This is a genomic window from Aeromonas aquatica (genome assembly GCF_000764655.1).
In the GTDB taxonomy this organism is placed as follows: Bacteria; Pseudomonadota; Gammaproteobacteria; order Enterobacterales; family Aeromonadaceae; genus Aeromonas; species Aeromonas aquatica.
The window spans coordinates 40,415-65,918 of sequence record NZ_JRGL01000011.1 but is presented as its reverse complement, the minus strand read 5'-3'; the positions used below and the strand labels follow the sequence as shown (position 1 = coordinate 65,918).

Annotated in this window: 31 protein-coding genes; 21 read left to right on the top strand and 10 right to left on the bottom strand. The window is 60.6% G+C overall.

What is annotated here, in order from left to right; genetic code table 11:
• The first annotated feature begins 160 nt into the window (after positions 1 to 160).
• From LG30_RS22960 to LG30_RS0103035, 6 genes are all read left to right on the top strand, one after another.
• Positions 161 to 385, top strand: a complete 225-nt coding sequence (locus LG30_RS22960) for a helix-turn-helix transcriptional regulator (RefSeq protein WP_420796336.1) — start codon at positions 161 to 163, stop codon at positions 383 to 385.
• 12 nt (positions 386 to 397) lie between these two features.
• Positions 398 to 2,080, top strand: coding sequence for a DUF927 domain-containing protein (locus LG30_RS0103055; protein WP_033129240.1), 1,683 nt, complete (start codon positions 398 to 400; stop codon positions 2,078 to 2,080).
• Positions 2,081 to 2,131: 51 nt separating this feature from the next.
• A complete protein-coding gene (locus LG30_RS0103050; protein WP_033129239.1) occupies positions 2,132 to 2,395 on the top strand; it encodes a pyocin activator PrtN family protein in 264 nt (87 codons plus the stop codon).
• A gap of 583 nt (positions 2,396 to 2,978) precedes the next feature.
• Positions 2,979 to 3,437, top strand: coding sequence for a zinc uptake transcriptional repressor Zur (gene zur, locus LG30_RS0103045; protein ID WP_033129245.1), 459 nt, complete (start codon positions 2,979 to 2,981; stop codon positions 3,435 to 3,437).
• Positions 3,427 to 3,888: a chemotaxis protein CheX gene (locus LG30_RS0103040; protein ID WP_033129238.1), complete on the top strand. Its 462-nt coding sequence runs from the start codon at positions 3,427 to 3,429 to the stop codon at positions 3,886 to 3,888. Before zur ends, LG30_RS0103040 begins: the two co-directional genes overlap by 11 nt.
• A 5-nt stretch (positions 3,889 to 3,893) precedes the next feature.
• Positions 3,894 to 4,121 carry an immunoglobulin domain-containing protein gene (locus tag LG30_RS0103035; RefSeq protein WP_033129237.1) on the top strand — a complete coding sequence of 76 codons (228 nt, stop codon included), beginning with the start codon at positions 3,894 to 3,896 and terminating at the stop codon, positions 4,119 to 4,121.
• A gap of 75 nt (positions 4,122 to 4,196) precedes the next feature.
• Here the strand turns inward: LG30_RS0103035 and brnQ are convergent, their stop codons facing one another.
• The gene (brnQ, locus tag LG30_RS0103030; RefSeq protein WP_052100818.1) at positions 4,197 to 5,459 is read right to left on the bottom strand and encodes a branched-chain amino acid transport system II carrier protein; all 1,263 of its coding nucleotides are present in this window, start codon (positions 5,457 to 5,459) and stop codon (positions 4,197 to 4,199) included.
• A gap of 234 nt (positions 5,460 to 5,693) precedes the next feature.
• Positions 5,694 to 6,404 (bottom strand): tRNA1(Val) (adenine(37)-N6)-methyltransferase, encoded by a 711-nt coding sequence (locus LG30_RS0103025; RefSeq protein WP_033129236.1) that lies wholly within the window; start codon positions 6,402 to 6,404, stop codon positions 5,694 to 5,696.
• A 129-nt stretch (positions 6,405 to 6,533) separates the two neighbouring features.
• Between LG30_RS0103025 and srmB the strand changes: the two genes are divergently transcribed.
• The gene (gene srmB / locus LG30_RS0103020) at positions 6,534 to 7,757 is read left to right on the top strand and encodes an ATP-dependent RNA helicase SrmB (RefSeq protein ID WP_033129235.1); all 1,224 of its coding nucleotides are present in this window, start codon (positions 6,534 to 6,536) and stop codon (positions 7,755 to 7,757) included.
• A 184-nt stretch (positions 7,758 to 7,941) separates the two neighbouring features.
• On the opposite strand, the gene yaaA is transcribed toward srmB, so the two are convergent.
• From yaaA to tapT, 3 genes are read right to left on the bottom strand one after another with little or no spacing between them, the layout of a single operon-like run.
• Positions 7,942 to 8,715, bottom strand: coding sequence for a peroxide stress protein YaaA (gene yaaA, locus LG30_RS0103015; RefSeq protein ID WP_033129234.1), 774 nt, complete (start codon positions 8,713 to 8,715; stop codon positions 7,942 to 7,944).
• Between the two features lie 31 nt (positions 8,716 to 8,746).
• Entirely contained in the window at positions 8,747 to 9,856 is a 1,110-nt protein-coding gene (locus LG30_RS0103010; RefSeq protein WP_033129233.1) for a PilT/PilU family type 4a pilus ATPase, read from the bottom strand.
• Positions 9,857 to 9,882: 26 nt separating this feature from the next.
• Entirely contained in the window at positions 9,883 to 10,917 is a 1,035-nt protein-coding gene (gene tapT, locus LG30_RS0103005; protein WP_033129232.1) for a type IVa pilus ATPase TapT, read from the bottom strand.
• A 39-nt stretch (positions 10,918 to 10,956) separates the two neighbouring features.
• On the opposite strand from tapT, the gene LG30_RS0103000 reads away from it, so the two are divergent.
• The 5 genes from LG30_RS0103000 to LG30_RS0102980 all read left to right on the top strand — a co-directional run bounded on the left by LG30_RS0103000 (position 10,957) and on the right by LG30_RS0102980 (position 13,944).
• The gene (locus LG30_RS0103000; protein ID WP_033129231.1) at positions 10,957 to 11,658 is read left to right on the top strand and encodes a YggS family pyridoxal phosphate-dependent enzyme; all 702 of its coding nucleotides are present in this window, start codon (positions 10,957 to 10,959) and stop codon (positions 11,656 to 11,658) included.
• Positions 11,659 to 11,811: 153 nt separating this feature from the next.
• Positions 11,812 to 12,636 carry a pyrroline-5-carboxylate reductase gene (gene proC, locus LG30_RS0102995; RefSeq protein WP_033129230.1) on the top strand — a complete coding sequence of 275 codons (825 nt, stop codon included), beginning with the start codon at positions 11,812 to 11,814 and terminating at the stop codon, positions 12,634 to 12,636.
• Positions 12,637 to 12,660: 24 nt separating this feature from the next.
• Positions 12,661 to 13,212, top strand: a complete 552-nt coding sequence (locus LG30_RS0102990; RefSeq protein WP_033129229.1) for a YggT family protein — start codon at positions 12,661 to 12,663, stop codon at positions 13,210 to 13,212.
• Positions 13,212 to 13,520, top strand: coding sequence for a DUF167 family protein YggU (yggU, locus tag LG30_RS0102985; protein ID WP_033129228.1), 309 nt, complete (start codon positions 13,212 to 13,214; stop codon positions 13,518 to 13,520). The genes LG30_RS0102990 and yggU overlap by 1 nt, the downstream gene beginning before the upstream one ends.
• 4 nt (positions 13,521 to 13,524) lie before the next feature.
• Positions 13,525 to 13,944, top strand: a complete 420-nt coding sequence (locus LG30_RS0102980) for a DUF4426 domain-containing protein (protein WP_033129227.1) — start codon at positions 13,525 to 13,527, stop codon at positions 13,942 to 13,944.
• 83 nt (positions 13,945 to 14,027) lie between these two features.
• On the opposite strand, the gene LG30_RS0102975 is transcribed toward LG30_RS0102980, so the two are convergent.
• From LG30_RS0102975 to LG30_RS0102965, 3 genes are all read right to left on the bottom strand, one after another.
• Positions 14,028 to 14,858 (bottom strand): CPBP family intramembrane glutamic endopeptidase, encoded by an 831-nt coding sequence (locus tag LG30_RS0102975; protein ID WP_033129226.1) that lies wholly within the window; start codon positions 14,856 to 14,858, stop codon positions 14,028 to 14,030.
• 410 nt (positions 14,859 to 15,268) lie between these two features.
• Complete coding sequence (locus LG30_RS0102970) at positions 15,269 to 15,562, bottom strand: hypothetical protein (RefSeq protein WP_033129225.1); 294 nt, start codon at positions 15,560 to 15,562, stop codon at positions 15,269 to 15,271.
• Between the two features lie 51 nt (positions 15,563 to 15,613).
• Positions 15,614 to 15,988 carry a YacL family protein gene (locus LG30_RS0102965; protein ID WP_033129224.1) on the bottom strand — a complete coding sequence of 125 codons (375 nt, stop codon included), beginning with the start codon at positions 15,986 to 15,988 and terminating at the stop codon, positions 15,614 to 15,616.
• Positions 15,989 to 16,165: 177 nt separating this feature from the next.
• On the opposite strand from LG30_RS0102965, the gene LG30_RS22320 reads away from it, so the two are divergent.
• The 8 genes from LG30_RS22320 (at position 16,166) to LG30_RS0102930 (ending at position 23,703) form a co-directional block, all read left to right on the top strand.
• Positions 16,166 to 16,306: a hypothetical protein gene (locus LG30_RS22320; RefSeq protein ID WP_161785789.1), complete on the top strand. Its 141-nt coding sequence runs from the start codon at positions 16,166 to 16,168 to the stop codon at positions 16,304 to 16,306.
• A complete protein-coding gene (locus tag LG30_RS0102960; RefSeq protein WP_033129223.1) occupies positions 16,293 to 17,408 on the top strand; it encodes a sugar diacid recognition domain-containing protein in 1,116 nt (371 codons plus the stop codon). The genes LG30_RS22320 and LG30_RS0102960 overlap by 14 nt, the downstream gene beginning before the upstream one ends.
• Before the next feature lie 119 nt (positions 17,409 to 17,527).
• Positions 17,528 to 18,790, top strand: coding sequence for a GntP family permease (locus LG30_RS0102955; RefSeq protein ID WP_033129222.1), 1,263 nt, complete (start codon positions 17,528 to 17,530; stop codon positions 18,788 to 18,790).
• 9 nt (positions 18,791 to 18,799) lie between these two features.
• A complete protein-coding gene (locus LG30_RS0102950) occupies positions 18,800 to 19,933 on the top strand; it encodes a glycerate kinase (protein WP_033129221.1) in 1,134 nt (377 codons plus the stop codon).
• A 219-nt stretch (positions 19,934 to 20,152) separates the two neighbouring features.
• A complete protein-coding gene (locus tag LG30_RS0102945; RefSeq protein ID WP_033129220.1) occupies positions 20,153 to 20,716 on the top strand; it encodes an NnrU family protein in 564 nt (187 codons plus the stop codon).
• Between the two features lie 59 nt (positions 20,717 to 20,775).
• On the top strand, positions 20,776 to 21,312 hold the full coding sequence (locus LG30_RS0102940) for a glutathione peroxidase (protein WP_033129219.1): 537 nt from the start codon (positions 20,776 to 20,778) through the stop codon (positions 21,310 to 21,312).
• A 76-nt stretch (positions 21,313 to 21,388) separates the two neighbouring features.
• Positions 21,389 to 22,324 carry a LysR family transcriptional regulator gene (locus LG30_RS0102935; RefSeq protein ID WP_033129218.1) on the top strand — a complete coding sequence of 312 codons (936 nt, stop codon included), beginning with the start codon at positions 21,389 to 21,391 and terminating at the stop codon, positions 22,322 to 22,324.
• Between the two features lie 182 nt (positions 22,325 to 22,506).
• On the top strand, positions 22,507 to 23,703 hold the full coding sequence (locus LG30_RS0102930) for a NupC/NupG family nucleoside CNT transporter (RefSeq protein WP_033129217.1): 1,197 nt from the start codon (positions 22,507 to 22,509) through the stop codon (positions 23,701 to 23,703).
• A 235-nt stretch (positions 23,704 to 23,938) separates the two neighbouring features.
• Here the strand turns inward: LG30_RS0102930 and LG30_RS0102925 are convergent, their stop codons facing one another.
• Complete coding sequence (locus tag LG30_RS0102925) at positions 23,939 to 24,439, bottom strand: methylated-DNA--[protein]-cysteine S-methyltransferase (protein ID WP_033129216.1); 501 nt, start codon at positions 24,437 to 24,439, stop codon at positions 23,939 to 23,941.
• Positions 24,440 to 24,471: 32 nt separating this feature from the next.
• Positions 24,472 to 24,888, bottom strand: a complete 417-nt coding sequence (arfB, locus tag LG30_RS0102920) for an alternative ribosome rescue aminoacyl-tRNA hydrolase ArfB (protein WP_033129215.1) — start codon at positions 24,886 to 24,888, stop codon at positions 24,472 to 24,474.
• Between the two features lie 202 nt (positions 24,889 to 25,090).
• Between arfB and glnK the strand changes: the two genes are divergently transcribed.
• Complete coding sequence (gene glnK, locus LG30_RS0102915) at positions 25,091 to 25,429, top strand: P-II family nitrogen regulator (protein ID WP_033129214.1); 339 nt, start codon at positions 25,091 to 25,093, stop codon at positions 25,427 to 25,429.
• Positions 25,430 to 25,504: the final 75 nt, after the last annotated feature.

Below are 25,504 nucleotides of genomic sequence, written 5' to 3'. Positions count from 1 at the left end.
CGAATCAAAAAATAATACGGTAACAGCCAAGAAATGGTGGAATAGTCTACATCAAGCAAGATTGTTTCTTAACTATCTGTTTTTATAGTGAAAATTAATTTTTGAATTTGTCCCCAAAAGGCACTTCTAGCGACGATTTTTTCTGAAAACAGCATGCAGAATGCTCCTGCCAACACATGAAATATCAGGAGGATGTATGGCTGAAACACCGCAAGAAAAATTGATAACAGTTGCTGAAGTGGTCGAACTGACGGCTCTTTCTCCATCGACAATACGACGTCTAGTGAAATCTGGAAACATACCAGCCCCCATCAGGCTAGGCCCCACCGGACGTTCAGTCAGATTCAAGCTATCTGATATTCAGCTGTATCTGAAGAACATTTGACGGGAGGTGCTTATGGAATTTCGATTACTGCCGGATGCACTGGAATGTTGGGAATCCGAACGCTGGGTCAAGCTTGGGGGTTATATCAACGTTCTGGCTCGAACCCGCACTTCAGATCAGAGACGCAGCTACGGCATTTTACTAGAGTGGAAGAATCTGGATGGCGTTCAGTTGCAAGATATTGTCCTCATTCGGCATCTCCAAGGTGATAACAGCAGGCAGGTTCGGGAAATGCTGCTCGACTCAGGCTATCCATTGGAACTCAGTCCTCACGCTTGGCCACGTATACAGCGTTATCTACTCGATGAGATCCAACGTGCGGAACCTGCGATCTGCGCTGAACGAACCGGGTGGCACCAAGAAGGTTTTGTTACTCCTGGCTGGAGCGCCCACAGAGATCGCACAAAGTTGTATCTGCTCCGCAAGGGGGTGGATATGGAACTGCGTTCATCTGGCACGCTGGAACAGTGGCAGGAAGAGATTGGCAAAGTCTGTATTGGTAATCCGCTGCTGATTTTTTGCTGTGGAGCCGCTCTGAGTGCACCTTTGCTCAGCAGCTCAGGTGTCGAAAATACGATTTTCCACATATATGGTGATTCAGGGTCAGGCAAATCTACGGCCTTGAAGGTCGCAACGTCAGTGCTAGGCGATGAATCGATCATGAGAACATGGCTGAGTACTGCGAATGGTTTGGCTGCGGCCGCAGCACTTCACCACGATGTCCCCCTCTTTCTGGATGAGCTATCTCAGGCAAGGGCCGAGGATGTTGATACTGCCGTCTACTCCATATGCAACGGTCGACCCAAGCTTCGAGCAAACGAAACTGGCCAGCTGGCTATAGGCGAGCCTTGGCGAACCATTGCCTTATCCAACGGTGAGGTGACGCTGGAGGAGCATATGGTGCAACTGGGTAAAGTGCCGCTGGCTGGACAGCTGAGTCGGGTGGTTGAAATCCCCGCTGTTGGTCAGCACGGCGTGTTTGATGCGCTCCATGGTCACAACGGGCCAGATTTGCTGGCAGATGAATTGCAGCGACGCTGCAAGCGTTACTATGGAGCCCTGTTTCCGGCATGGGTAAATCGACTAGCTGGCTACGATGAAGCTGAACTCGCGCGCAAGGTTTTGCAGCACCACTCGTATCGCTGTGCACTCATGAAGGAGAATGCCGAGACCCTCTTGGGCTACCATATTAGCCCCCAGGTGATGCGGGTAATTCGGCGATTTGCCCTAGTTGAGGCCGCATTGGTCATGGCTAACCAATTCAATCTCCTGCCGTGGCTCGATCATCACTCTGCGAATGCTGTTGAGCACTGTTTTAACCTATGGCTCAAAAACCGCGGTCATGGTCTGGACACCGAGGATTACCGGCTGTTCTGTATGCTGAAAGCGGCCATACAGGGCTGGGGTCCGTATATAAGGCCCCTGGAAGGCCGACTGAGCTCTAGTGTTGGTTACAGCCGAACGTATCAAGGGGAGTCGCAATGGTTAGTCAAAACTGACGTGCTGAAACAAGCTCTGAATTTGCGCCCTCAATACCGCTCACAGATGCTGCGATTAGTCAAAAGAGATTGGTTGCAATTCAATGAGTTAGATAGATTGACTCTCAAAGTCGTACAGGAGAAAAAATCGGCCCGCTATTTTGCCATCTGGCCAGAACGTATCAAGAGAGGCCTAACCGAGCTGGAGGTTGATTGAATGGATTTCCCGATTTTCCCAGTTCCATCAGCTCTGTTTTGAGGTGACAGCATGCAAACCGTTTTTATGCTCCTGGCGCAATACGAGAAACCCATCGTACCGCTTAAAGAGATCTGTAGTGAGTACTTTGGTCTGTCATATCAAACTGCTAGACAGCGGGCAAATGCCGGGATGTTACCCATCCCGACATTCAGAACCAGCCAAAAGAGCGACTATCTGGTGCACCTGAGTGACTTGGCCAACTATATAGACCAGCAGAGGGAGAAAGAAACACGCAGGTTAACGGCGATCACGAAGATGGAGGCTCGAAGATAATCTCCTGGAAAGGCAAGCCCGCGAATCGCGGGCTTTTTTTCATTTTTGGTCTTTGTCAGTGGTCTGGTTCAGGTTGTAGACGCTCCTGCCAGCACAGCAAACAGATCAAGGAATGCACATAGGCAGAACAGTATGACGATACTGCTACCCATGATCTCTCCTATTCGCTCTTAAGATCTGGAGTGAGTATAATAAAATGGTCACCTACATCAACATAACCTGTTGATGATGCTTACTTTTGCATTTAACGAACAAAGTTGTTGGGACATATTCGCAGAGTAGACAAGAAGAGCTGAAAGGCTTGAGAAAAAACCCTAATTAAAGCCGTTTTGGCAACCACCTGCCCCATATCTGCCCCATGGAAATTGAAGGCCACGCCTGATAAGGGCTAGAGAAAAAATCTCACCAATCCAGCATGGGGGCGATAGAAAAACGCTGCGCCTGCATAAAAATCATCCGGGTTCGCAAAACAAGGGGGCGGATTCTACCACAACGTGAGGGAGCCCCAGAAAATGAATTTTGTCGCCGCGGCTATGGGGCCCTGTGATAGTATCCGGCTAATTGACAGGGTATCTGCGTGATCATGAACCAAGACCAACTCTTACTACGGGCGGAACGCCTCTGCGAACAACGGGGGATCCGTTTCACCCCGACCCGACGCCAGGTGTTTCGGCTGCTTGCCGCCCACGGCAATGCCATCAGTGCCTATGATCTGCTGGCCCAGTTGCAGCAGACCGAGGCGCACGCCAAGCCGCCCACCGTCTACCGGGCGCTCGACTTTCTGCTCGAGCAGGGCTTCGCCCACAAGGTGGAATCCCTCAACGCCTTCATCTTCTGCTGCCATTTCGATCATGCCCATCCGATGCAGTTGCTGATCTGCGATCGCTGCAAAGACGTGGTCGAGCTGCATGATCCGGCCATCGATAGCGCCTTTTCCGAGCAGGCTCACCTGCATGGCTTTACTATTACCAACAAGACCATAGAGGCCCATGGTCAATGTGCCCGCTGTTCCGACACCCTAGGACATCAAGATGAAGGCTGATTTTGTAAACCCCTTCCTGCTCTCTCTGCTCAACGTACTCTCCACCATGGCACAGCTGGAGCTCAAGCCGGGCGCCCCCAAGCGCAAGACGGACGAGCTGGCGCGCGGGGATGTGTCCGGCCTCATCGGCATGGTGGGACCGCAGACCCGGGGATCGCTCTCCATCAGCTTCGAGAAGGGGCTGGCGCTGGAGATCATGCGCCGCATGCTGGGGGAGGCGCCGACCTCCATCAACGAAGAGGTCACCGACATGGTGGGCGAGATCACCAACATGGTGACCGGCGGGGCCAAGCGCATGCTGGGGGAGAAAGGTTACGAGTTCGACATGGCGACCCCCATCATCGTCTCTGGCCCCAATCACACCATCACCCACAGAGCCGATGGGGCCAAGATCATGATGCCGTTTGATTCGGATTATGGTCGTGCCACCATCGAAATCTGCTTCGAGTAATCATCATGTGGACTGTGCTGAAATGGAGTGTCATCGGTAGCGTGCTGCTGCTTATCCTGTCTGATATCCAGATAAGCACCTCCATCTACAAGTACGAAGACAACAAGGTGCGGATCAGTTTCCCGCGCTGGCAGGCGGAGCAGCCCTGGGGCACCTTCCAGTGGCATGCAGGTCTGGTCGAGACCCACTGGTATGGCTTCGCGGGCAAGCCCAAGCCGGTCTCCGTGCTCTAAATGCAGTCGGTTCAGTTTCCCAACTAAAGAGGCCAGCAGATGCTGGCCTCTTTTTTATTCTGGAAAACGCGACACTCAGGCGGCTTCGACGGCCAGCTTGTCGCTGCTGCGTCCCACCATGCCGAGGCCACAGGCCAGCAGGGTCGGCAGCAACCAGGCCAGGCCCTTGTCAAACAGCGGCAGGAAGGCGAAGGTATCCATCTTCATGCCGGCGGCGCCCAGACCGTCAAGGCAGCCGAACAGGAAGGCAACCACCAGCACGGAGCGGAACACCAGGCGTGGGCGACCGAAATAGCCCTTCAGGAAGGTGACCAGCACCAGCGCCACGGCGACCGGATAGATGGCAACCAGCACCGGGATGGAGAGGCTGATGAGCTGGCTCAGGCCGACGTTGGCGACCACGGCGCAGATAACCCCCAGCACCACCACCAGCTTCTTGTAAGCCACGCCGGTGAGGTTGTGGAAGAAGTCGGAGCAGGCGGAGATCAGGCCCACGGCGGTGGTGAAGCAGGCCAGGGTGATGATGGCCGCCAGGATGAATTGACCCGGTTGACCGAACAGGCTCAGCACGTAGGCGTTGACGATGGCGCCACCATTGCTGACATCGTTCGCCACACCGGCGGCGGTGTTCCCCAGCTGGAACAGGGAGACATAGACCACGGACAGGCCGATGGCGGAGATGATGCCGGCGATGGCCAGATACTTGAACTGGCTCTGGTAGTCGTTGATGCCTTTCTTGCGCAGCAGATCGACGATCAGGGCGCCAAACATCAGGGACGCCAGGGTGTCCATGGTGTTGTAGCCTTCCAGGATCCCCTTCACGAAGGGGCTGTTCTGATAGTCACCGGAGGCGGCAGGCATGGTGCCCTGGGGCGCGACGAAGACGCCGATGGCCAGGGTCAGCAGCAACAGCATCAGCACCGGGGTCAGGTACTTGCCGATGGCATCCATCAGCTTGCCCTGATTCATGGAGACCAGGATGGCGATGCCAAAGAAGATCACCGTGTAGGCCGCGAGCCCAGCCTGACCCATGTCGCCGATGAAGGGCTTGAGGCCCATCTCGTAGGCCACCAGACCGGTACGGGGTGCGGCAAAGGCCGGGCCTATGATGATGTAGATGGCTACGGCCAGGGCGGTGGCGATACCGGTGGGCAGCAACTTGGTCATGCCAGCCCAACCATTGCCCGCCTTGGCGACGGCGAGGATGGTGATGAGCGGCAGGCCCACGGCGGTGACCAGGAAACCCAGCATGGCGACGGAGAGGTGCTCACCGGCCATGTAGCCAGCCAGCGGTGGGAAGATGATGTTACCGGCGCCCAAATAGAAGGCAAAGGTCATGAAGCCCAATCCGAGCACATCGGACGTAGTGAGTGATTTCGTCAAGTTCAACCTCGTCTGTCTTGTAAACAATTGCTTGTTATCGTTTTTATTGATCGCTGAGTAATATTCCTCAGGGGTAAAAAAAAGAGCCCCGCTGCTTTTTTCATCACGACCAGTGGTTTGAGCTGGTCTTGAGCGGGCGCTCATTTAAGGTTCAGCATAATGATGTGAAAAAATAGTTCAAGGCAAAATTTACATCTTCAAATAGAAGGGGTGGGCTAGTTGGATATATCTGTTGGAATAGGCTCCATCAGCAGAATGGATCAAGATTTCACCCTGTTCACACCTGTTTGATCCTCTAGCAAGTCGCAATAAAACGCGATTTGCCGCTTTACCCTCTCTGGTGATAACAGCTACGTAACAAGCGCCATACAGATCATAATCCGTCGACATGTCTAAAATCTCGGCGGCCATGGCGGTGGGCAGCACCAGCGCCAGCTGTCCGTCCTGGCTCAGCAAGCGGTCGCAGGCCGCCAGCAGGGCCCGGCTGTCGAGGGCGCCGGTGTGGCGGGCCAGGGCCCTGGCCGGATCGCTGAATGACTGGCCAGCTCCGAAGTAGGGAGGGTTGGAGACGATGAGATCGTAAGGGGGCGCCTGATAATCCTGGATCGCGCTCTCGATGATGTTGACCCGTGGGGCCCAGGGGGAGGCGGCCACGTTCTCCCTGGCTTGGACGGCGGCGGCGGGATCCAGTTCCACACCATCGATCTGGCAGTCGGCGGCGCTGCGCTGGGCCAGCATCAGGGCGATGAGGCCGCTGCCGGTGCCGATATCCAGCACCCGACGCGCACCGGTGATGGGCGCCCAGGCCCCCAGCAGTATGCCGTCGGTGCCCACCTTCATGGCGCAGCGATCGTGCTCGATGTGAAACTGCTTGAAGGTAAAACCACTGCTTCGTCCCATCTGACCCCCGTCTTCTGCCCGCAACATCCAAAAATGGTCGGCGATTATAGCGACTAAGCCATAGTCGCCATAGGAGCTGGCGGCATAATCGCCTATAATCTGCGGTTTCCTAAATGACCGAGTATTGACATGAGCCAGTCCTTTGATGATTTCGACCTGAATCCAGCCCTCAACCGGGCCCTGGCCGAGATGGGTTTCACCCGCCCCACTACCATTCAGCAGATGGTGCTGGAGCCAGCCCTGGACGGCCGCGATATTCTGGCATCCGCCCCGACCGGCACCGGCAAGACCGCCGCCTTCCTGCTGCCCGCCATGCAGCACCTGCTGGACTTCCCGCGCCGCAAGCCGGGCCCGTGCCGCATGCTGATCCTGACCCCGACCCGCGAGCTGGCGCTGCAGGTCAGCGCCCACGCCAAGGCGCTGGCGGTGCACACCCACCTCAGCATCGAGACCATCATCGGCGGTGTCAGCCATGAAGAGCAGCTGCCGGCGCTGACCAAGACCACCGACATCGTAGTGGCGACCCCGGGCCGCCTGCTCGAATACATCGAGAAGGAAGAGTTCGAGAGCCACGACATCGAAGTGCTGGTGTTGGATGAAGCCGACCGCATGCTGGACATGGGCTTCATCAAGGACGTGAACCGGATCGTGGCCGAGGCGCGCTACCGCAAGCACACCATGCTGTTCTCCGCGACCCTGGAGGGCGCCGGCCTCGAGAAGTTTGCCAACGAGATCCTCAAGGATCCGGTCGAGCTGCATGCCGAGCCGCCCCGCAGCGAACGCCGCCCCATCACCCAGTGGGTGCATCTGGCCGATGACGCTGCCCACAAGCTGGCGCTGTTGATCCACATCCTGAAGGATCCGGAAACCCAGAAGGCCATCGTCTTCGTCAAGACCCGCGAGCGGTTGGCGGAGCTCTCCGGCCAGCTGCAGGCGGCCGGCGTGTCCTGCGCCTGGATCCGGGGCGAGATGGAGCAGAGCAAGCGCATCGAGTCGATCCGCAAGTTCCACGCCGGGGAAGTGCCCTTCCTCATCGCCACCGACGTCGCCGCCCGGGGCATCGACTTGCCCAACGTCAGCCATGTCATCAACTACGACATGCCCTACGGCACCGACGTCTATGTGCACCGTATCGGCCGTACCGGTCGGGCCGGCAACCGTGGCTGCGCCATCAGCCTGGTAGAGGCTCACGACATGGCCATGGTCTCCAAGATCGAGCGTTACACCGAGGAACGCCTCAAGCGCCGGGTGATCGAGGAGCTGCGCCCCAGGCACAAGGAGGCGCGGGTGCCGGTGAAGAAGAAGAAACCGAAGGACGGCAAGAAGAAGTCCGCCAAGAAGAAAAAGAAATAATCGCAGCAGCAACGGCCATCCTCGGATGGCCGTTGTGTTTATGGAGGGTCGGCAAAGGTGCGGCTGGCTGGATTGCGGACAGAAAAAAGCCGATGCATAGACATCGGCTAATAAAAAGTGCTTACAACAGAGGATTCACAGATTAAGACCCGAGGATCCTGCGGTTGGTTCCCTCTTTTTGTAATTAATTTTCGGCGCGCTTGAACATCAGGGTGCTTTCATCCGACTCTGTCGGCACAAAATAGTAGCCCCCCTCATTGAAGCCGGTCAGCTGCGCCACCTCGGTCAGCCGGTGCTTGATGATGTGACGGGCCATCATGCCGCGGGCCTTCTTGGCATAGAAGCTGATGATCTTGAACTGACCGTTCTTCTCGTCCTTGAACACAGGGGTGATGATCCGCCCCTTCAGCGCCTTCGGGCGAACGGACTTGAAGTATTCGTCGGATGCCAGGTTGATCAGCACCTCATCCCCCTGGGCTGCCAGCGCCTGGTTGAGGTGCTCGGTGATGATGTCGCCCCAGAACTGATACAGATCCTTGCCGCGCTCGTTGTCGAGACGGATCCCCATCTCCAGCCGGTAGGGCATCATCAGGTCGAGCGGGCGCAGCACGCCATAGAGGCCGGACAGCATGCGCAGGTGTGCCTGGGCAAAGTCGAGATCGGCCTCGCTGAAATCTTCCACCGCCAGTCCCGTATAGACGTCGCCCTTGAACGCCAGCAACGCCTGACGGGCGTTGGCCGGGGTGAAGTCCGGCTGCCACTGGGCGAAGCGCGCCGCATTCAACCCCGCCAGCTTGTCGCTGATCTTCATCAGGCTGGCGATCTGATCCGGGGTCAGTTGGCGGGCCCGGCCGATCAGCCGGGCGGAGTGATCCAGTAACTCGGGCAGGGTATGGCGGGACGTCACCAGCGGCGACTCGTAATCCAGCGTCTTGGCCGGGGAAACCACAATCAGCATAACGATCCTTTATAGCGGTGACACACGCACCTCATTCATCCAGGGTGACGTTGTCGAGAGTGCCTGCACCCAGCTGCTCGCGGCCGGACAGCTTGATCAGCAGTCGCAGGTCATTGGCCGAGTCGGCATGGGCAAGGGCCTCACTGTAGCCAATTTGGCCGGCACAGAACAGGGTGAACAGCGCCTGATCGAAGGTCTGCATGCCGAGTTCGGTGGATTTGGTCATCACCTCCTTGAGCCGGTGCACCTCCCCCTTGCGGACGATGTCGGTGATGAGCGGGGTGTTGAGCAGGATCTCGAAGGCGGCGACCCGGCGCTGACCATTGGCATTCGGCAGCAGTTGTTGTGCGACGATGGCACGCAGGTTGAAGGAGAGATCGAACAGGAACTGGCGGTGCTTCTCCTGCGGCACCAGATGGAGGATGCGATCCAGCGCCTGGTTCGCGTTGTTGGCGTGCAGGGTGGCGAGGCAGAGGTGGCCGGTCTCGGCAAACTGGATGGCGAGCTCCATGGTCTCTGTACTTCGGATCTCGCCGATGAGAATAACGTCCGGCGCCTGGCGCATGGAGTTCTTGAGCGCCACATCGAAAGATTCGGTGTCTATCCCCACCTCCCGCTGGGTCACCAGACAGCGGCCGTGCTGATGAACGAACTCCACCGGATCCTCCACCGTCAGGATATGGCCGTCGCCGTGCTGATTGCGATGGCCAATCATGGCCGCCTGGGTGGTGGACTTGCCGGCGCCGGTGGCGCCGACAAAGAGCACCAAGCCGCGTTTGGCCATGGCGACGTCCCGCAGTACGGGGGGTAACATCAGTTCGTCGAAGGTGGGAATGCGGGTCTCGATGCGGCGCAGCACCATGCCCGGCAGATCCTGCTGCCAGAAGGCGCTGACCCGGAACCGCCCAAGCCCTTCGCGATGGATGGCGTAGTTGGCCTCCCGGGTGCGCAGGTAGCGCTCGAAGTGCTCGGTATCCAGGCTCTCTCTGACCAGGCTGAGGGTCGTCTGCTTGTCGAGGGGGGGGGCCGCCAACGGTACCAGACGGCCATTGACCTTGAGGGTGGGGGGGGCGTCGACCGTGATAAACAGATCCGAGCCCTTCTGTTCAACCAGTGCAGCGAGCAGAACATCCATGTTCATAGCGTCTCCTTGGGTGTGAAAGCCTATCAAATGCTGTTGGGATCGGCCGCCTTGGCCTTGGCATCGAGGGCGGCGACTATGCCCCGATTGACCAACTGCTTGAGGCTCTGATCCATGGTCTGCATGCCGTGGGTCATCCCGGTCTGGATCACCGAGTAGAGCTGGGCGATCTTGTCTTCCCGGATGAGATTTCGCACCGCCGGGATCCCCATCATGATCTCATGGGCCGCCACCCGGCCACCGCCGATCCGTTTGAGCAGGGTCTGGGAGATGACCGCCCGCAGGGATTCGGAGAGCATGGAGCGCACCATGTCTTTCTCGGAGCCGGGGAAGACGTCGATAATACGGTCTATGGTCTTGGCAGCCGACGAGGTGTGCAGGGTGCCAAACACCAGATGGCCGGTCTCGGCCGCGGTCATGGCCAGACGTATGGTCTCCAGATCGCGCATCTCGCCCACCAGTATGATGTCCGGATCTTCCCGCAGCGCCGAGCGCAGAGCGTTGGAGAAACTCTTGGTGTCACGATGGACCTCGCGCTGGTTGACCAGGCAACGCTTGTTCTCGTGCACGAATTCAATGGGATCCTCGATGGTGAGGATGTGGTGGTGGAAGTTGTCGTTGATGTAGTCGACCATGGCCGCCAGGGTGGTGGACTTGCCCGAGCCGGTCGGGCCCGTGACCAGCACCAGACCGCGAGGGAATTCGGCTATCTTGCGAAACATCTCCGGCGCCCCCAGATCGTCCAGGCTCAGCACTGTGCTGGGGATGGTACGGAACACTGCGCCGGATCCGCGTGCCTGCTGGAAGGCGTTGACCCGGAAGCGGGCCATGCCGGGCACCTCGAAGGAGAAGTCTACCTCGAAATTCTCCTCCAGCTCCTTGCGCTGGTGGTCGTTCATGATGTCGTAGATGAGGGCGTGAACTTCCCTGTGGTCCAGGGCGGGCAAATTGATCTTGCGAACCTCTCCATCAACCCTGATCATCGGGGGAACCCCGGCCGAGAGGTGTAGATCCGAGGCCTTATGCTTTACACTGAAAGCCAATAACTCTGTGATATCCATAGACTTGTTATTCTCCCATCACAAGATCACGAACGAAATATGAGCCAGATTGCCCAGCACCTGCTTCAGGTAAAGGAACGTATTGTACAGGCCGCCCGGCGGGTTGGCCGTGGTGCCGATCATATCCAGTTATTGGCTGTCAGCAAGACCAAGCCGCTGGAGGACATCCAGGCCGCCTATGCCGCGGGTCAGCGCCGCTTCGGCGAATCCTATGCTCAGGAGGCCGCCGCCAAGATCGACACCCTGCGTGCCCAACCAGACTACGCAGACATAGAGTGGCACTTTATCGGCCCGCTGCAATCCAACAAATCCAGGCTGGTGGCAGAGCGATTCGATTGGGTGCAAAGTGTCGATCGCGACAAGCTGATCGAGCGCCTCAACAGCCAGCGTCCAGCCGGACTGCCTGCGCTAAATGTCTGTCTGCAAATCAATATTAGCGGAGAGAGCAGCAAATCCGGTACGTCGGAGCAAGAGATTTTCCGATTGGCAGAGCTGGTCTCCCACTGCGAACGACTGCGGCTGCGCGGTCTGATGGCCATCCCCGAGCACACCAGCGACGAAGCGGTATTGGCCGTGCAGATGCGGCGTATGCAGACTCTGTTCACCGAACTTGCGCGACAATACCCGAGCGTCGACACCCTCTCGATGGGCATGACCGAGGATCTCGAGCCGGCGATCGCCCATGGCAGCACCATGGTGCGGGTCGGCACCGCCATCTTCGGTGCCCGTGATTACTCATAAACAGGCACAGTGAATGCAGCGCGCCTGCAGGGTAAGCAGACCTGTCCGCGTTCACGTCATCAATTCAGGAGCGTTTGATGCAGCATAGAACTCTCGCCTTTATCGGGGCGGGCACGCAGGGCTCCGCAGTCATTTCATCAGCAGGAGAGCAAGATGCAGCATAAGATCCTCGCCTTTATCGGGGCGGGCAACATGAGCCGCAGTATCATTGCCGGCCTGGTGCAGGCGGGCTATCCGGCGGATCGGATCCTGGCCGCCAACCCGAGCCGTCCCAAACTCGACGCACTGGCCAGCCAGTTTGGTATCCGCGTCACTCAGGATAACGCCGAGGCGGCCCGGGCGAGCGATGTCATAGTGCTGGCGGTCAAGCCACAGCTGATGGCGGGCATGCTTAGCTCCCTGGTCGCCGAGCTGGGCTCGCTGGAAGGCAGGCTGCTCATCTCCATCGCCGCCGGCATCAAGGTCGAGCGGTTGCAGGAGATGGCAGGGGGTCATGGGCGCATCATTCGTACCATGCCGAACACCCCTTCCCTGCTGGGATTGGGGATGACGGGCCTGTATGCGCCGCCTGCCATAGGGCAGGAGGATCGCGATTTTGCCGAGCAGATGATGCAGTCTGTGGGCAAGACCCTCTGGACCTCGCAGGAGTCAGGCATCAACGGCGTCATCGCGGCGGCGGGCAGTGCGCCGGCCTACTTCTTCCTGTTCATGCAGGCGATCGCCGAAGAGGCCGAGGCCATGGGCTTCTCACCGGAGCAGGCTCGCCTGCTGGTGCAGCAGACCGCGCTCGGGGCTGCCGCCATGGTGGAGCAGAACCCGCAGCTCTCCCTGCAGACCCTGCGCGAGCAAGTGACCAGCAAGGGCGGCACCACGGCCGAGGCCGTCAAGACCTTCCAGGAGCAGGGGCTGATGCCGCTGACCGCGCGTGCCATGCAGGCGGCCGTCACCCGAGCCGCCGAAATGGAAACTCTTTTCTGAACCTTTTTTTGAACAGGAGCCCGGATGAACACCGCTTACTTTCTGATTAACACGATTTTCGATATCTACCTCATGGTGGTGTTGCTGCGCGTCTGGCTGCAGTGGGCCCGCGCCGATTTCTACAATCCCATGAGCCAGATGGTGGTCAAGCTGACCAATCCGCTGGTGATCCCGCTGCGCCGCGTCATTCCCGGCTTCGGCGGGCTGGACATGGCCTCGGTGTTGCTGGCCCTGGTCATCGCCTTCGCCAAGCTGGCGCTGCTCAAGAGCATGAACGTGCTGTTGACCGACTGGCTCACCCTCAGCCTGTTCGCCTTCCTCACCGTGCTGAAGAAAGCGGGCTCCATGATCTTCTGGGTGCTGTTGATCCGCGCCATCCTGAGCTGGGTCAGCCAAGGCCGCAACCCCATCGAATACGTGATGCATCAGTTGACCGAGCCCTTCCTTGCGCCGATCCGCCGTATCCTGCCGGCCCTGGGTGGGCTGGATCTTTCGGTGCTGGTCGCCTTTATCGCGCTGCAGGCCATAAACTATCTGTTAGGAGATCTGTTCGGCCAGCTGTGGTGGATGATCTGATGCCAGCCGTCCTGCAAGAGGGGGACGGGCTGACGCTGCATCTGATGATCCAGCCCAAGGCGAGCCGGGATCAGATCGTCGGATTGCATGGCGACGAGTTGAAAGTGGCCATCACGGCACCGCCGGTGGATGGCCAGGCCAATGGCCATTTGATCAAGTACCTGGCCAAGCAATTCAAGGTGGCCAAGGGGCAGGTTCGCATCGTGCGGGGGGAGCTTGGGCGGCACAAGACGGTCACCATAGAGGCGCCAAGGCAGATCCCCGCCGAGATTGAAGCCCTGCTGGAGAGCGGAACACGAGAAGGATGACATCATGAAAACAGCCTGGATTAGCTGCCTGTTGGCACTGTTGATGACGCTGCCATTGCGGGCCGAACAGATGAAGGAGCTGGGCCCCTGGCAGGTGCATTACAACGCCTTCAACTCCAGCTTCCTCACCCCCGAGGTGGCCAAGGCCTACGGTCTGGAGCGCAGCCGTTATAACGGCATCATCAATATCGCGGTGCAGAACAAGCAAGGGGTAGCCCAGGCGGTTGGCATCAGCGGCGAGGCCAAGAACCTGACCGGTACCATCCGCACCCTGAGTTTTCAGGAGGTGAAGGAGGGGGAGTCCATCTACTATCTGGCGGTGCTGCCCTATCGCAATGAGGACACCTACCAGTTCACCCTGAAGATCATAGGGGAGGGGCAGCAGCAGACCCTGACCTTCCAGCAGACCTTCTACGTCGACTGATCCGGGTCGATGAAAAATGCCCCGAACCTGTGTTCGGGGCATTTTTTTGTCCGTCGTTCGCCCAAAAGGCGATGCCAGTGGCCTCAGCGGCTGGCCAGCGGGTAGGTGAAGAAGGCCAGGTGAGCGAAGTTGAACAGGAAATGCAGCAGGATGGCGACACTCAGCCGTCCGCTCCACAGGAATGCCAGCCCGTAGCAGGCTCCCGCCAGGGCGGCAAACAGCATTAGCAGCGGGCCACCGGCCAGGTGCGCGGCCCCGAACAGCAGGCTGGCGATCAGGATGCCCACCCAGATCTGACGGCGCTTGGCGATGGCCTGCTGGATAAAGCCCCGAAACAGTGCCTCCTCCGCCACGCAGGTGAACAGCAGGTTGTTGAGGGCAAACAGCCACCACCAGTGAGGCAGACCCAGCTCCGGCTTGAGGGCGCCGAGTTGCCAGGCGAGGAGCAACAGGGCCGCCAGTGGCAGGATGAGCAGGGCCAGCGGTCGCCAGCGAATCGGCCCACCCGGGCCGAGCAGGGCGGGCCAGGCCAGCAGCAGACCGAAGAAGATCAGCGGCTTGTCCAGGTTGAGATAGAGGCTGAAGGGCACGCTGGCGGGGCCCGCCAGCACCCGATCCAGCACCCTGGGGTTGTCAAAACCCGGCACCAGATGCAGCGTCAGGGCGATGGCCCACAGCAGCACCAGGCCGAGTGACACCCCGCGCCAGGGCATGGACAGCCTGGGGGTTCGCCAGGCCAGCAACAGGCCGGCGAGGCTGGCCAGCAGGGCGATGGGGCTGAGTCGCTCAAACCAGAGCGCGGCCAGCAGGGCCACCCCGAGCAGGAGCAGACCAGGCTTCTGCTGACGAGCGAGGCAGAGCAGCACGGCGAGCGCCAGGGTTCCCCAGATCAGGGCATCAGATAGTGGCAGCATTGAGTCTCCTTTCATCTTTGAGGGGACGCACCTTAACGAGCCGCCATGCCGTGACACAAGGGTCAATAGACGGGTCGGATCCCTGTACTGCCGGTCAAGGCGGGCGTGTCGGGATACAAAAAAGCCGGAGCAGAGGCTCCGGCTATGGCTATCTCAGTAGCGACCTTGTGCCATTCATTGGCATCCTGGCGGCATAAAAGACTGATTTTCTGACTCAACGCAGATGCTTATCGGCCAGATTCCGCGATCACGCGGGCGATGATGCTATCGATACGCTTGGTCGCTGGCTTATCGACCTGATTCGGCGATCACGCGGGCGATGATGCTATCGATACGCTTGGTCGCTGGCTTATCGAGCTGATTCGGCGATCACGCGGGCGATGATGCTATCGATACGCTTGGTCGCTGGCTTATCGACCTGATTCGGCGATCACGCGGGCGATGATATCGGCCCGCTTGGTGGCTTCCAGCTCGCCAAGGGCGATCAGGCCAGCCTTGAAGATGACGTTCTTCGGCAGACTGACGTCGTCCAGGGTGGCGATGGCCTCCACGTGCATGCCGTTCAGACGGCTGGCATCGCGCGGGCTCAGGTTGACCTGGGTGTTCATCACCTGCTTGCCCTTCTTCTTGGGGGGGACGGCTTTCTTGGTGGATTCCTGTTCTTCGTCTTCCGGCAGTTCGTCATCAAAATCGTAAATAGACATAGTCAATCCTGTTGGTTTGCGGCGGGCAGTTTGCCCGATCATCACGGTTATTCAGCCCATATCCTCGTTGCGGATAAAGGCGCGCCAGGAGGCAAGCACCTGGGCAAAATCTTCCAGCCCGCACATGGCCAGTTGCTCATCATCGTAGTAGGCGAGATCGTCGAGATCCTCGTCCAGCGAGATATTGAGGACGTTGGCTTTCACCTCCGCCTCTTCATGGGTGAGCAACAGCGAATAGTCGCCGCCGGGCAGGCTGTATTCGACCAGGGCGCGGCTGGAGAGCCGGTCGATGATGGTGAACAGCTCATCGAGTTTCTCCTCATCCTTGCCCACCTCGTCGATCAGCCATTGGCCGATGGCTTCATGGCCCATGGAGAACCGGGCGCGATAGCCACCGAACGGGTCGCGGCGAAATTCATAGTCCATAGCGGGGTCCATAGCGAAAGGGTGGGGCCATCACCACGGCGTGGCGTCTGGCGCCGATTCGTGATCCATGGTGGGGCACACCTGAGGTAAAGTGGCCTATTCTAGCGATCCCCCCCGCGCTTGTCTTGATGATGTGACATCTTTGCAGCGTTACCTCGTTTTTTGTTCGGAGATCCCATGCAGTTAAATGACGCGCTCGCTCATCGGATTGTCAGTCTGGCGATAAAGATCCTGTGGTTCCCGGTCGATGTGAACGAGGGAGAGCAGGGCCCCATCATCGCCTCCGACGAGATCAGGAGAGCCCATGCAGCTAAATGATACCCTGGCCCGGCAGATCGTCAGCCGGGCGATGAAGATCCTCTCATTCTCGGTCAACGTGATGGATGAACGTGGCCTCATCATCGCCTCCGGCAATCCGGAGCGGCTGCACCAGCGCCACGAGGGGGCCGTGCTGGCGCTGACCGAGAACCGGGTGGTGGAGATCAGCGAGGCCACCGCCCAGCAGCTCAAGGGGGTGCGACCCGGCATCAACCTGCCCATCGCCTATCAGGGGGAGCTGCTCGGGGTCATCGGCATCTCGGGGGATCCGGAGGAAGTGCGCGCTTACGCCGAGCTGGTGCGGATGACCGCCGAGCTGATCCTCGAGCAGGCGGCGCTGACCGAGCAACTGCAGTGGGACAAGCGCCACAAGGAGGAGCTGGTGCTGCAGCTCATCCGTGGCGAGGGGCGGGTCGATCAGCTGCAGCAGGCGGCCCGCTTCCTCGAGCTGGATCTGGCCCAGCCTCGGGTGGTGGCCGTGCTGACGCTGGAGGAGGCCGATCCCGCCCGGTTGCGGGAGCTGGTGCATCTGCTGGAGTACCCGGAGCGGGACAACCTGGTGGCCATCAACGGCCTGGACGAGATAGTGGTGCTCAAGCCGGCCCAGCTCAGCGACGGCGTCTGGCAATCGGCGCAGGAGCGCAGCCGCATCAAGCAGCTGCTGGCCCGCATTCCCCATTTCAAGGTGCGCATCGGGGTGGGTGATTACTTCTCCGGGATCGATGGCCTGGCCCGCTCCTATCAGACCGCCCGCGACACCCTGCGCCGTGGCATGCGCCAGGCGCCGCGCAAGCAGGTCTACTTCTTCGAGGATTACCGGCTGCCGGTGCTGCTCGGCAGCCTGGCGGACTCCTGGCAGGCGGATCAGCTGCGGGCCCCCCTGCTCAGGCTGGCGCAAGAGGATGCAAAGGGAACGCTGCAAAAGACGCTGCGCCAATATTTCTTGCAGGATTGTGATCTGCATCCCTGTGCCGATGCCTTGTTCATTCATCCCAATACCCTGCGTTACCGGCTGACCCGGATAGAACAGATAACAGGGTTAAATTTCAACAAGTTAGATGACAAGTTCCTGCTCTATCTCGGGCTCAATCTCGACGGTTGATTTGTTCATATGAACAAAAAGTGACGATATGAAAACGAAAGCTTTGGCTTTTCGGCCAAAGCTTTCCGACCCGGGATCACCATAATGGCCACCACTTACTCCCACTCAAGGTGCCCGTCATGATCCCTGTATCCGCGCTCGGTGCTCTCGCTGCGCTCTCCATCGCCATCTTCCTCATCCTGAAGAAGGTGCCGCCCGCTTACGGCATGATCGTCGGTGCCCTGGCCGGTGGCCTGATCGGCGGAGCCGACCTGACCCAGACCGTCGCCCTGATGATCGGCGGCGCCCAGGGGATCACCACCGCCGTGATGCGGATCCTGGCGGCCGGCGTGCTGGCCGGCGTGCTGATCGAATCCGGTGCCGCCACCACCATCGCCGAAACCATCGTCAAGAAGCTCGGCGAGACCCGTGCCCTGTTGGCGCTGGCGCTGGCCACCCTGATCCTGACCGCGGTCGGCGTGTTCGTGGACGTGGCCGTCATCACTGTCGCCCCCATCGCCCTGGCCATCGCTCGCCGTGCCGACCTCTCCAAGGCCGCCATCCTGCTGGCCATGATAGGTGGCGGCAAGGCGGGCAACGTCATGTCCCCCAACCCGAACGCCATCGCCGCGTCCGACGCCTTCCACCTGCCGCTCACCTCGGTGATGGCGGCCGGCATCATCCCGGGCCTGTTTGGTCTGGTGATGGCCTACTGGCTGGCCAAGCGCCTCAACAACAAGGGCAGCAAGGTCGCCGCCGACGAGGTAGTGAGCTTTGACGGTGCCCAGCTGCCTGGCTTCCTGGCCGCCATCAGCGCGCCCCTGGTCGCCATCCTGCTGCTGGCCCTGCGCCCGCTGGCCGGTATCGTCGTGGATCCGCTCATCGCCCTGCCGCTCGGCGGCCTGGTCGGCGCCCTGATGATGGGCAAGTTCAGCAAGGTGAACCAGTTTGCGGTATCCGGTCTGGCCCGCATGGCGCCGGTGGCCATCATGCTGCTGGGTACCGGTACCCTGGCGGGCATCATCGCCAACTCCGGTCTGAAGGATGTGCTGATCAGCGGCCTGACCGCCTCCGGTCTGCCCTCCTACCTGCTGGCCCCCATCTCCGGTGCCCTGATGTCGCTGGCGACCGCCTCGACCACAGCCGGTACCGTGGTGGCCTCCAACGTGTTCAGCTCCACCCTGATCGAACTCGGCATCACCAGCCTGGCCGGCGCCGCCATGATCCACGCCGGTGCCACCGTGTTTGACCACATGCCGCACGGCTCCTTCTTCCATGCCACCGGGGGCAGCGTCCACATGGGCGTGAGCGAGCGTCTGAAGCTCATCCCCTACGAAACTGCCGTCGGTCTGACCATTGCAGCCGTCTCCACCCTGATGTTTGGCGTGTTTGGTCTCGCCTAAGGAACTGATATGAAAATTGTTATCGCACCAGATTCATTCAAGGAGAGCCTGAGCGCCATGGCGGTGGCCGATGCCATCGAGGCCGGTTTCAAGCAGATATTGCCCGACGCCACCTACATCAAGCTGCCCATGGCCGATGGCGGCGAGGGCACGGTACAGTCGCTGATCGACGCCACCGGTGGTCGCATCCTGCCGGTCGAAGTGACGGCGCCGCTCGGCAACAAGGTGCAGGGCTTCGTCGGCCTGCTGGGGGATGGCGAGCGGGCCATCATCGAGATGGCGGCGGCCTCCGGCCTGCACCTGGTGGCACCGGAGCGGCGCAACCCGCTGCTCACCTCCAGCTGGGGCACGGGTGAGCTGATCCTGGCGGCGCTGGAGATGGGGGTGACCCACCTCATCCTCGGCATCGGTGGCAGCGCCACCAATGACGGCGGTGCCGGCATGATCCAGGCGCTCGGTGGCAAGCTGCTCAAGGCCGATGGCAGCCCCATCGCCCTGGGCGGCGGGGCCTTGAGTGAGTTGGCGCGCATCGATCTGAGCGGGCTGGATCCTCGCCTGACCGGCCTCACCATCGAGGTGGCCTGTGACGTGGACAACCCGCTGTGCGGCCCGAAAGGCGCCTCCGCCGTGTTCGGCCCGCAGAAGGGGGCGACCCCGGAGATGGTGGCCCAGCTGGACGCCAATCTGGCCCATTACGCGGATTGCATCGAGCAGGCCCTCGGCAAACAGGTGAAGGCCATCCCGGGGGCGGGCGCCGCCGGTGGCATGGGCGCCGCCCTGGTGGGGTTGCTGGGCGCCGAACTCAAGCCCGGCATCCAGATCGTCATCGAGGCGCTGAAGCTGGCCGAGGCGGTGGCCGATGCGGATCTGGTCATCACCGGTGAGGGGCGGATCGACAGCCAGACCATCCATGGCAAGACCCCCATCGGGGTGGCGCGCTGCGCCAAGCAGTTCGGCAAGCCGGTGATCGGCATCTCCGGCTGCCTCACCGACGATTACGGCGTGGTGCACGAGCACGGCCTGGACGCGGTGTTTGCCGTGGTCAACCGCGCCATGTCCCTGCCAGAGGCGCTGGCGACCGCCACCACCAACCTGCAGCTCACGGCCCGCAACGTGGCCGCCCTCTATATGCTGCGCAACTAATCCCTCTTCTGGCCGGCGCATGGCGCCGGCCACTTCCTGTCCCGTGTAGCGGATGTGGTTGGCTGCCTGGCAGCAAACGCTCTGACGCACCTTGCCGATCCCTGGATCGGCTTTTTTCATTATCCCGCTGTCTTTTATGTGGTTTTTGTATTCTGCCCGGATGCTTTGCGGCATAGTGATCCCCCCCCACACTGAGGGGCAACGTGCGAGGAGCAACCCATGATCTTGCTGACCCTGGGGGTAGTGCTATTTACCCTGATCCACCTCTATCCCTGCTTCGCCGTGACCCACCGTGCCCGCCTGCGCGATCGGCTGGGAGTGCAGCGTTACAAGGGGCTCTTCTCGCTGCTGGTGTTCGTCGCCATCGCCTGCATCATCGCCGGCTGGCGCAGTGCCAGCCCCCTGCCGCTCTACTTTCTGCCAACCTGGGGCCACGCCCTGGTGATGGCAACCATGCCCGTCGCGCTGATCCTGCTCTGCGCAGGTCAGGGACCCAACCACTTTCGGCGCTGGCTGGTGCATCCCCAGCTCATCGGCACCCTGCTGTGGGCGGGCAGCCATCTGGCGGTGAACAGCGAGGCTCGCTCCCTGGTGTTGTTCGGTGGGCTGGGGCTCTGGGCGCTGGTCAGCATCGTCTGGATTTCGGTGCGCGACTGGCGGCAGAAGCCGCGACCCGAGGCGAACTGGCAGGGCACCGGGATCTGCGTGGGCGCCGGTCTGGCGCTGACGGCGCTGATGATCTTCTGGGGCCACGGCTGGCTGACCGGGATCCCCTTGTACTGATCCCTGAACCAGATGGCGAGTTCTCGCGTATGATGCGAAAAAATTGAGGAGTCACGTCAATGAAATGGTTCAGCCTGTTGTTATTGCTCGGCGCGAGTGCGGCCTCTGCGGCCTGTCCCGATTACTTCAACCTGGAGCAGAGGGAGCTCAACAGCACCCAGCGCCACAATCTCTGTCAGCTGACCGAGGGCAAGGTGGTGCTGGTGGTCAACACCGCCTCCTATTGTGGTTATCGCGGCCAGTTCGCCGATCTGGAGCGGCTCTATCAGGGTTACAAGGAACGGGGGCTGATCGTGCTGGGCTTCCCCTCCAACGACTTCTGGCAGGAGTCCGGGGATGAGGGCAAGACCGCCTCTGTCTGTCGGCGCGACTACGGCGTGACCTTCCCCATGTTCAACCGGATCGCCGTGCGCGGGGACGATGCCAGCCCGCTCTACAAGGGACTGGCGGCCGCCGCCGGTGGCGATGCCCCTGGCTGGAACTTCCACAAGTACCTGATCGGCCGCGATGGCAAGCTGATCGCGAGCTACGGTGCCAATCAGAGTCCGGATGCCGATCCGCTGCTGGCCGCGGTGAAACAGGCCCTCGATCGCTAGGCCTCGCCGGGCGGCTCTGGAATAATGGCGGCATCCCCCTCAATCTGGTAACCCCGTGCTGCAACGCCTTCCCCAAATGGTGATCTTCGATGCCTTGGTCCGTGAGCAGGGCATCTCCGCCGCCGCGCGCCGGCTCGGTGTCTCCAAGTCCCACATCAGCAAGCAGCTGGCCCAGCTCGAGACCGAGCTCGGTGCCCAGCTGGTGCAGCGCACCACCCGTCGCTTCGCCCTGACCGAGCTCGGCCAGGAGTATGCCCGCCACTGTCGCGCCCTGGTGGCGGTTGGACTGGAGGCGGACTCCATGGTGGCGGAGCGCCGTGGCAAGGTGAGCGGCGTGCTGCATCTTGGGGTCGGCCAGTCCTTCGGCCGACTGCACGTGATCCCGCGCCTCAAGGCGTTTCAGGATCGCTACCCCGGGCTGGAGCTGGAAGTCTCCCTGTTCGATCACAGAACCAACCTGGTGGATGAGGGGCTGGATCTCTGGATCACTACTTATGAGGACAAGCCCCAGGCGCTGGTGGGGCAGCGCCTGGCGGACATCCACTTCGTGCTGGTGGCCTCGCCGGACTACCTCCTGAGCCACGGTACCCCGCTGCAGCCCAAGGATCTGGCCCAGCACAACTGCATCACCTACCAGAGCCGGGAGCGGCGCTATCACGAGTGGTCGTTCCGCCAGGGCAAGGAGCGCCAGACGGTGCAGGTGGCCGGCAACTACCGGGTGGATCTGGCGGAGGCGGTGCGGGACGCCGCCCTGGCCGGGCTCGGCATCGCCTATGTCGCCAACTACTTGCTGGACAAGGAGTTGCAATCAGGCCAGCTCATTCCCCTGCTGCCCCAGTGGCGACCGAACCAGAAGATGGCGGTGCACGCCGTCTACGCTAGGCGCGAGCATCTGGATCCCAAGATCCGGCTGTTCATCGACTTCCTCAAGGAGAGCTTCGGCCCCGAACCCTATTGGGAGCAGCGGCTCGCTCCCTGGCTCGGCGGCAAATTGTCCGGTGCAGAGGAATAATCGTTTCCATATACGAACACTGGCTTTCGCCTGATATCAAAATTGAACCAAATCAGCACCTTGGCGCAACCGATATCGTGAAAACGTTTTTGCTAACAGATCCGTAACCAGGCGGGCTTGCAGTAACCACGCGGGAGGAGCAGAATCCGCGCCCATCTTTTACCCCACTAGATGGAATCCCTATGATTGCCCTGCTCGGCATCCTGAGTATCCTGGCGATGGCCGTACTCTGCTCTGATAATCGTCGTCGTATCCCGTTGCGAACAGTCGGCCTGGCCCTCTGTCTGCAAATCCTCTTCGCCGCGCTGGTGCTCTGGCTGCCCGCCGGTCAGAGCGTGCTGAACGGGGTCAGCGAGAGTGTCAGCAGCGTGATCGGCTACGGTCAGGAGGGGATCGCCTTCCTGTTCGGCGATCTGGCCAAGTTCAAGCTGGGCTTCATCTTCGCGTTCAACGTGCTGCCGGTCATCATCTTCTTCTCCGCCCTCATCGCCATCCTCTACCACATCGGCCTGATGCCCAAGGTGATCGCCCTGCTCGGCGGCGGCCTGCAGAAACTGCTGGGCACCGGCCGTGCCGAGAGCCTCTCCGCCACCGCCAACATTTTCGTCGGCATGGTGGAGGCGCCCCTGGTGGTCAAGCCCTACCTCTCCAAGATGTCCGATTCCCAGTTCTTCGCGGTGATGAGCTGCGGCCTGGCCTCGGTGGCCGGCGGCACCCTGGTGGGCTACGCCAGCATCGGCGTCGAGCTGAAATACCTGATCGCGGCGGCCTTCATGTCGGCCCCCGCCGGTCTGGCCATGGCCAAGATCCTGGTGCCCCCCAGTGCCGATGAGGTGGATCACCACCAGGACGTGGAGATGCCGCGCTCGACCAACGTCATCGAAGCGGCGGCCGACGGCGCCATGGCGGGTCTGAACATCGCGGTGGCGGTGGGTGCCACCCTGCTGGCCTTCGTCGGGGTGATCGCCCTGTTCAACGGTCTGATCGGCTGGGCCGGGGATCTGGTGGGGCTGGAGCTGAGCTTCCAGATCATCCTGGGCTGGCTGTTTGCCCCCGTCTCCTGGCTCATCGGTGTGCCCTGGGATCAGGCTCAGGCGGCCGGCGCCCTGATCGGCACCAAGATCGTCATCAACGAGTTCGTCGCCTTCATCGCCCTGGTGCAGGATCAGACCCTGGATGCCTCGAGCAAGGCCATCGTCACCTTCGCCCTGTGCGGCTTCGCCAACATCTCCTCCATGGCGATCCTGATCGGCGGCCTGGGGGCCATGGTACCGGAGCGCAAGGCCTTCATCGCCCGTTACGGCATGCGTGCGATTCTGGCGGGGGTGCTGGCGAACCTGATGAGCGCCTCCCTGGCCGGGCTCTTCCTCGCCCTCTGATGTGACCCCGAAGCTAGCACCTTCCGGTCAAGGCCCGCTTCGGCGGGCTTTTTTGTGGCCGGACGACAGGCAAAAAAAAGCGCCTCTGGGGAGGCGCGGGGAAAAAGACAGATTGGAAGCGTCACACGGGTGGTACCTGGATGAAGGATGTTCCGTGCCATCCAAGTATGAAGCCATGATGCCAGCTCCTGTCTGAAGCCCTTCTGAGGCGATTCTTCATACTATGTTCATTTTGCTAAACGCCGGGTGGGGTCAGTTCAAAGCCTCTGCTCTCCTGCTCCAGCGCCAATAGCCAGCGTTTGATGGGCAGGCCTCCGCCATATCCGATCAGCTCGCCGCTGCGGCCTATGACCCTGTGGCAGGGCACTATGATGCTCAAAGGATTGCGGCCGTTGGCGGCGCCCACCGCCCGCATCGCCTTGGGATTGCCGATGGCCCGGGCGATCTCCAGATAGCTGGTGGTCTCGCCGTAGGGGATCTCGCACAGGGCCTGCCAGACGGATTGCTGGAAGGGGGTGCCCCGGGCGGCGAGCGGCAGGTCAAAGCGTTGCAGCCGGCCGGCGAAGTAGGCCTCGAACTGCTCGATGAAGGGGGCGAGCGCCACCTCGTCCCGCTGCCATTCCGGTGCCGGCATCACGGGCCGCTCACCTCGCACGAACTCCACATAGCGCAGCCCGTCCCGATCGATGGCGACGAGCAAGGGACCATGGGCGCTGTCGCAGAAGCTGTATCTCATCTGTGTTGATTCCTTGGCGTGGGCAGTCGAGGTCACTCCAGCACGGGTTTGCCGCGGGCCGACTTGATGTCCCCCTTGCGCTTCTTGGCGTCGACCCGCTTGCGCTGGGAGCTGCGGGTCGGCTTGGTGGCGTGGCGGGCCTTGGGGCGCCAGGCGGCCTTCTTCAGCAGCTCGGTCAGCCGGCTCATGGCCTCCTTGCGATTCATGTCCTGGCTGCGATGGGTCTCGACCCTGATCTGGATGAAGCCGTCGTGCACCCGGCTGTCGCTCAGCTTCTCCAGCCCCTCCTTGTAGAGATCCGGCAGGCTGGGGGAGTCGCGGTAATCGAAGCGCAGCCAGACGGCGGAGTCGGTCTTGTTGACGTGCTGACCGCCGGCGCCCTGGGCGCGCATGGTCTGGAACTGCAGCTCGTGCCAGGGGATGGTCACGCTGTTGGAGATGACTAACATGGGGTGATGCTCTCATTTGGTGCATCAAGGGAGTCTGGTGCAGCTTGGTGCCTCAATATGGGGCGAGATGCGCTTCCTTGGTGATCCTGGGTCCTAATGGCCCAAGGGTTAAAGCCTATCTTTATGAAAATAAACAATAAAAATACTTGGCACAAGAATTGAAGTCTCTATCCACGACATACCATGGATTGGGAGCAACCAGATGAAGCTGATTACTGCGATTATCAAACCCTTCAAGTTGGACGATGTGCGCGAGGCCATCGCCAGCCTGGGGGTCGAGGGCCTGACCGTGTCCGAGGTCAAGGGCTTCGGTCGTCAGAAGGGACACACCGAATTATACCGGGGAGCCGAGTATCAGGTCGACTTCCTGCCGAAGGTTAAACTGGAGATCGCCACCGCCGACGAGAACGTGGAAGGGGTGATCGAGGCCATTTGCAAAGCGGCTTATACCGGCAAGATCGGTGATGGCAAGATTTTCGTCTACGACCTGCTGCAGGCGGTCCGCATCCGTACCGGTGAGAGCGACGACGAGGCACTGTGATCCCTTATGACCATTTTGCTGCCTGTCGGTCGGGGTGAGCGGGGACAGCCAGTCTGGCCGAAATGAGTGATATAT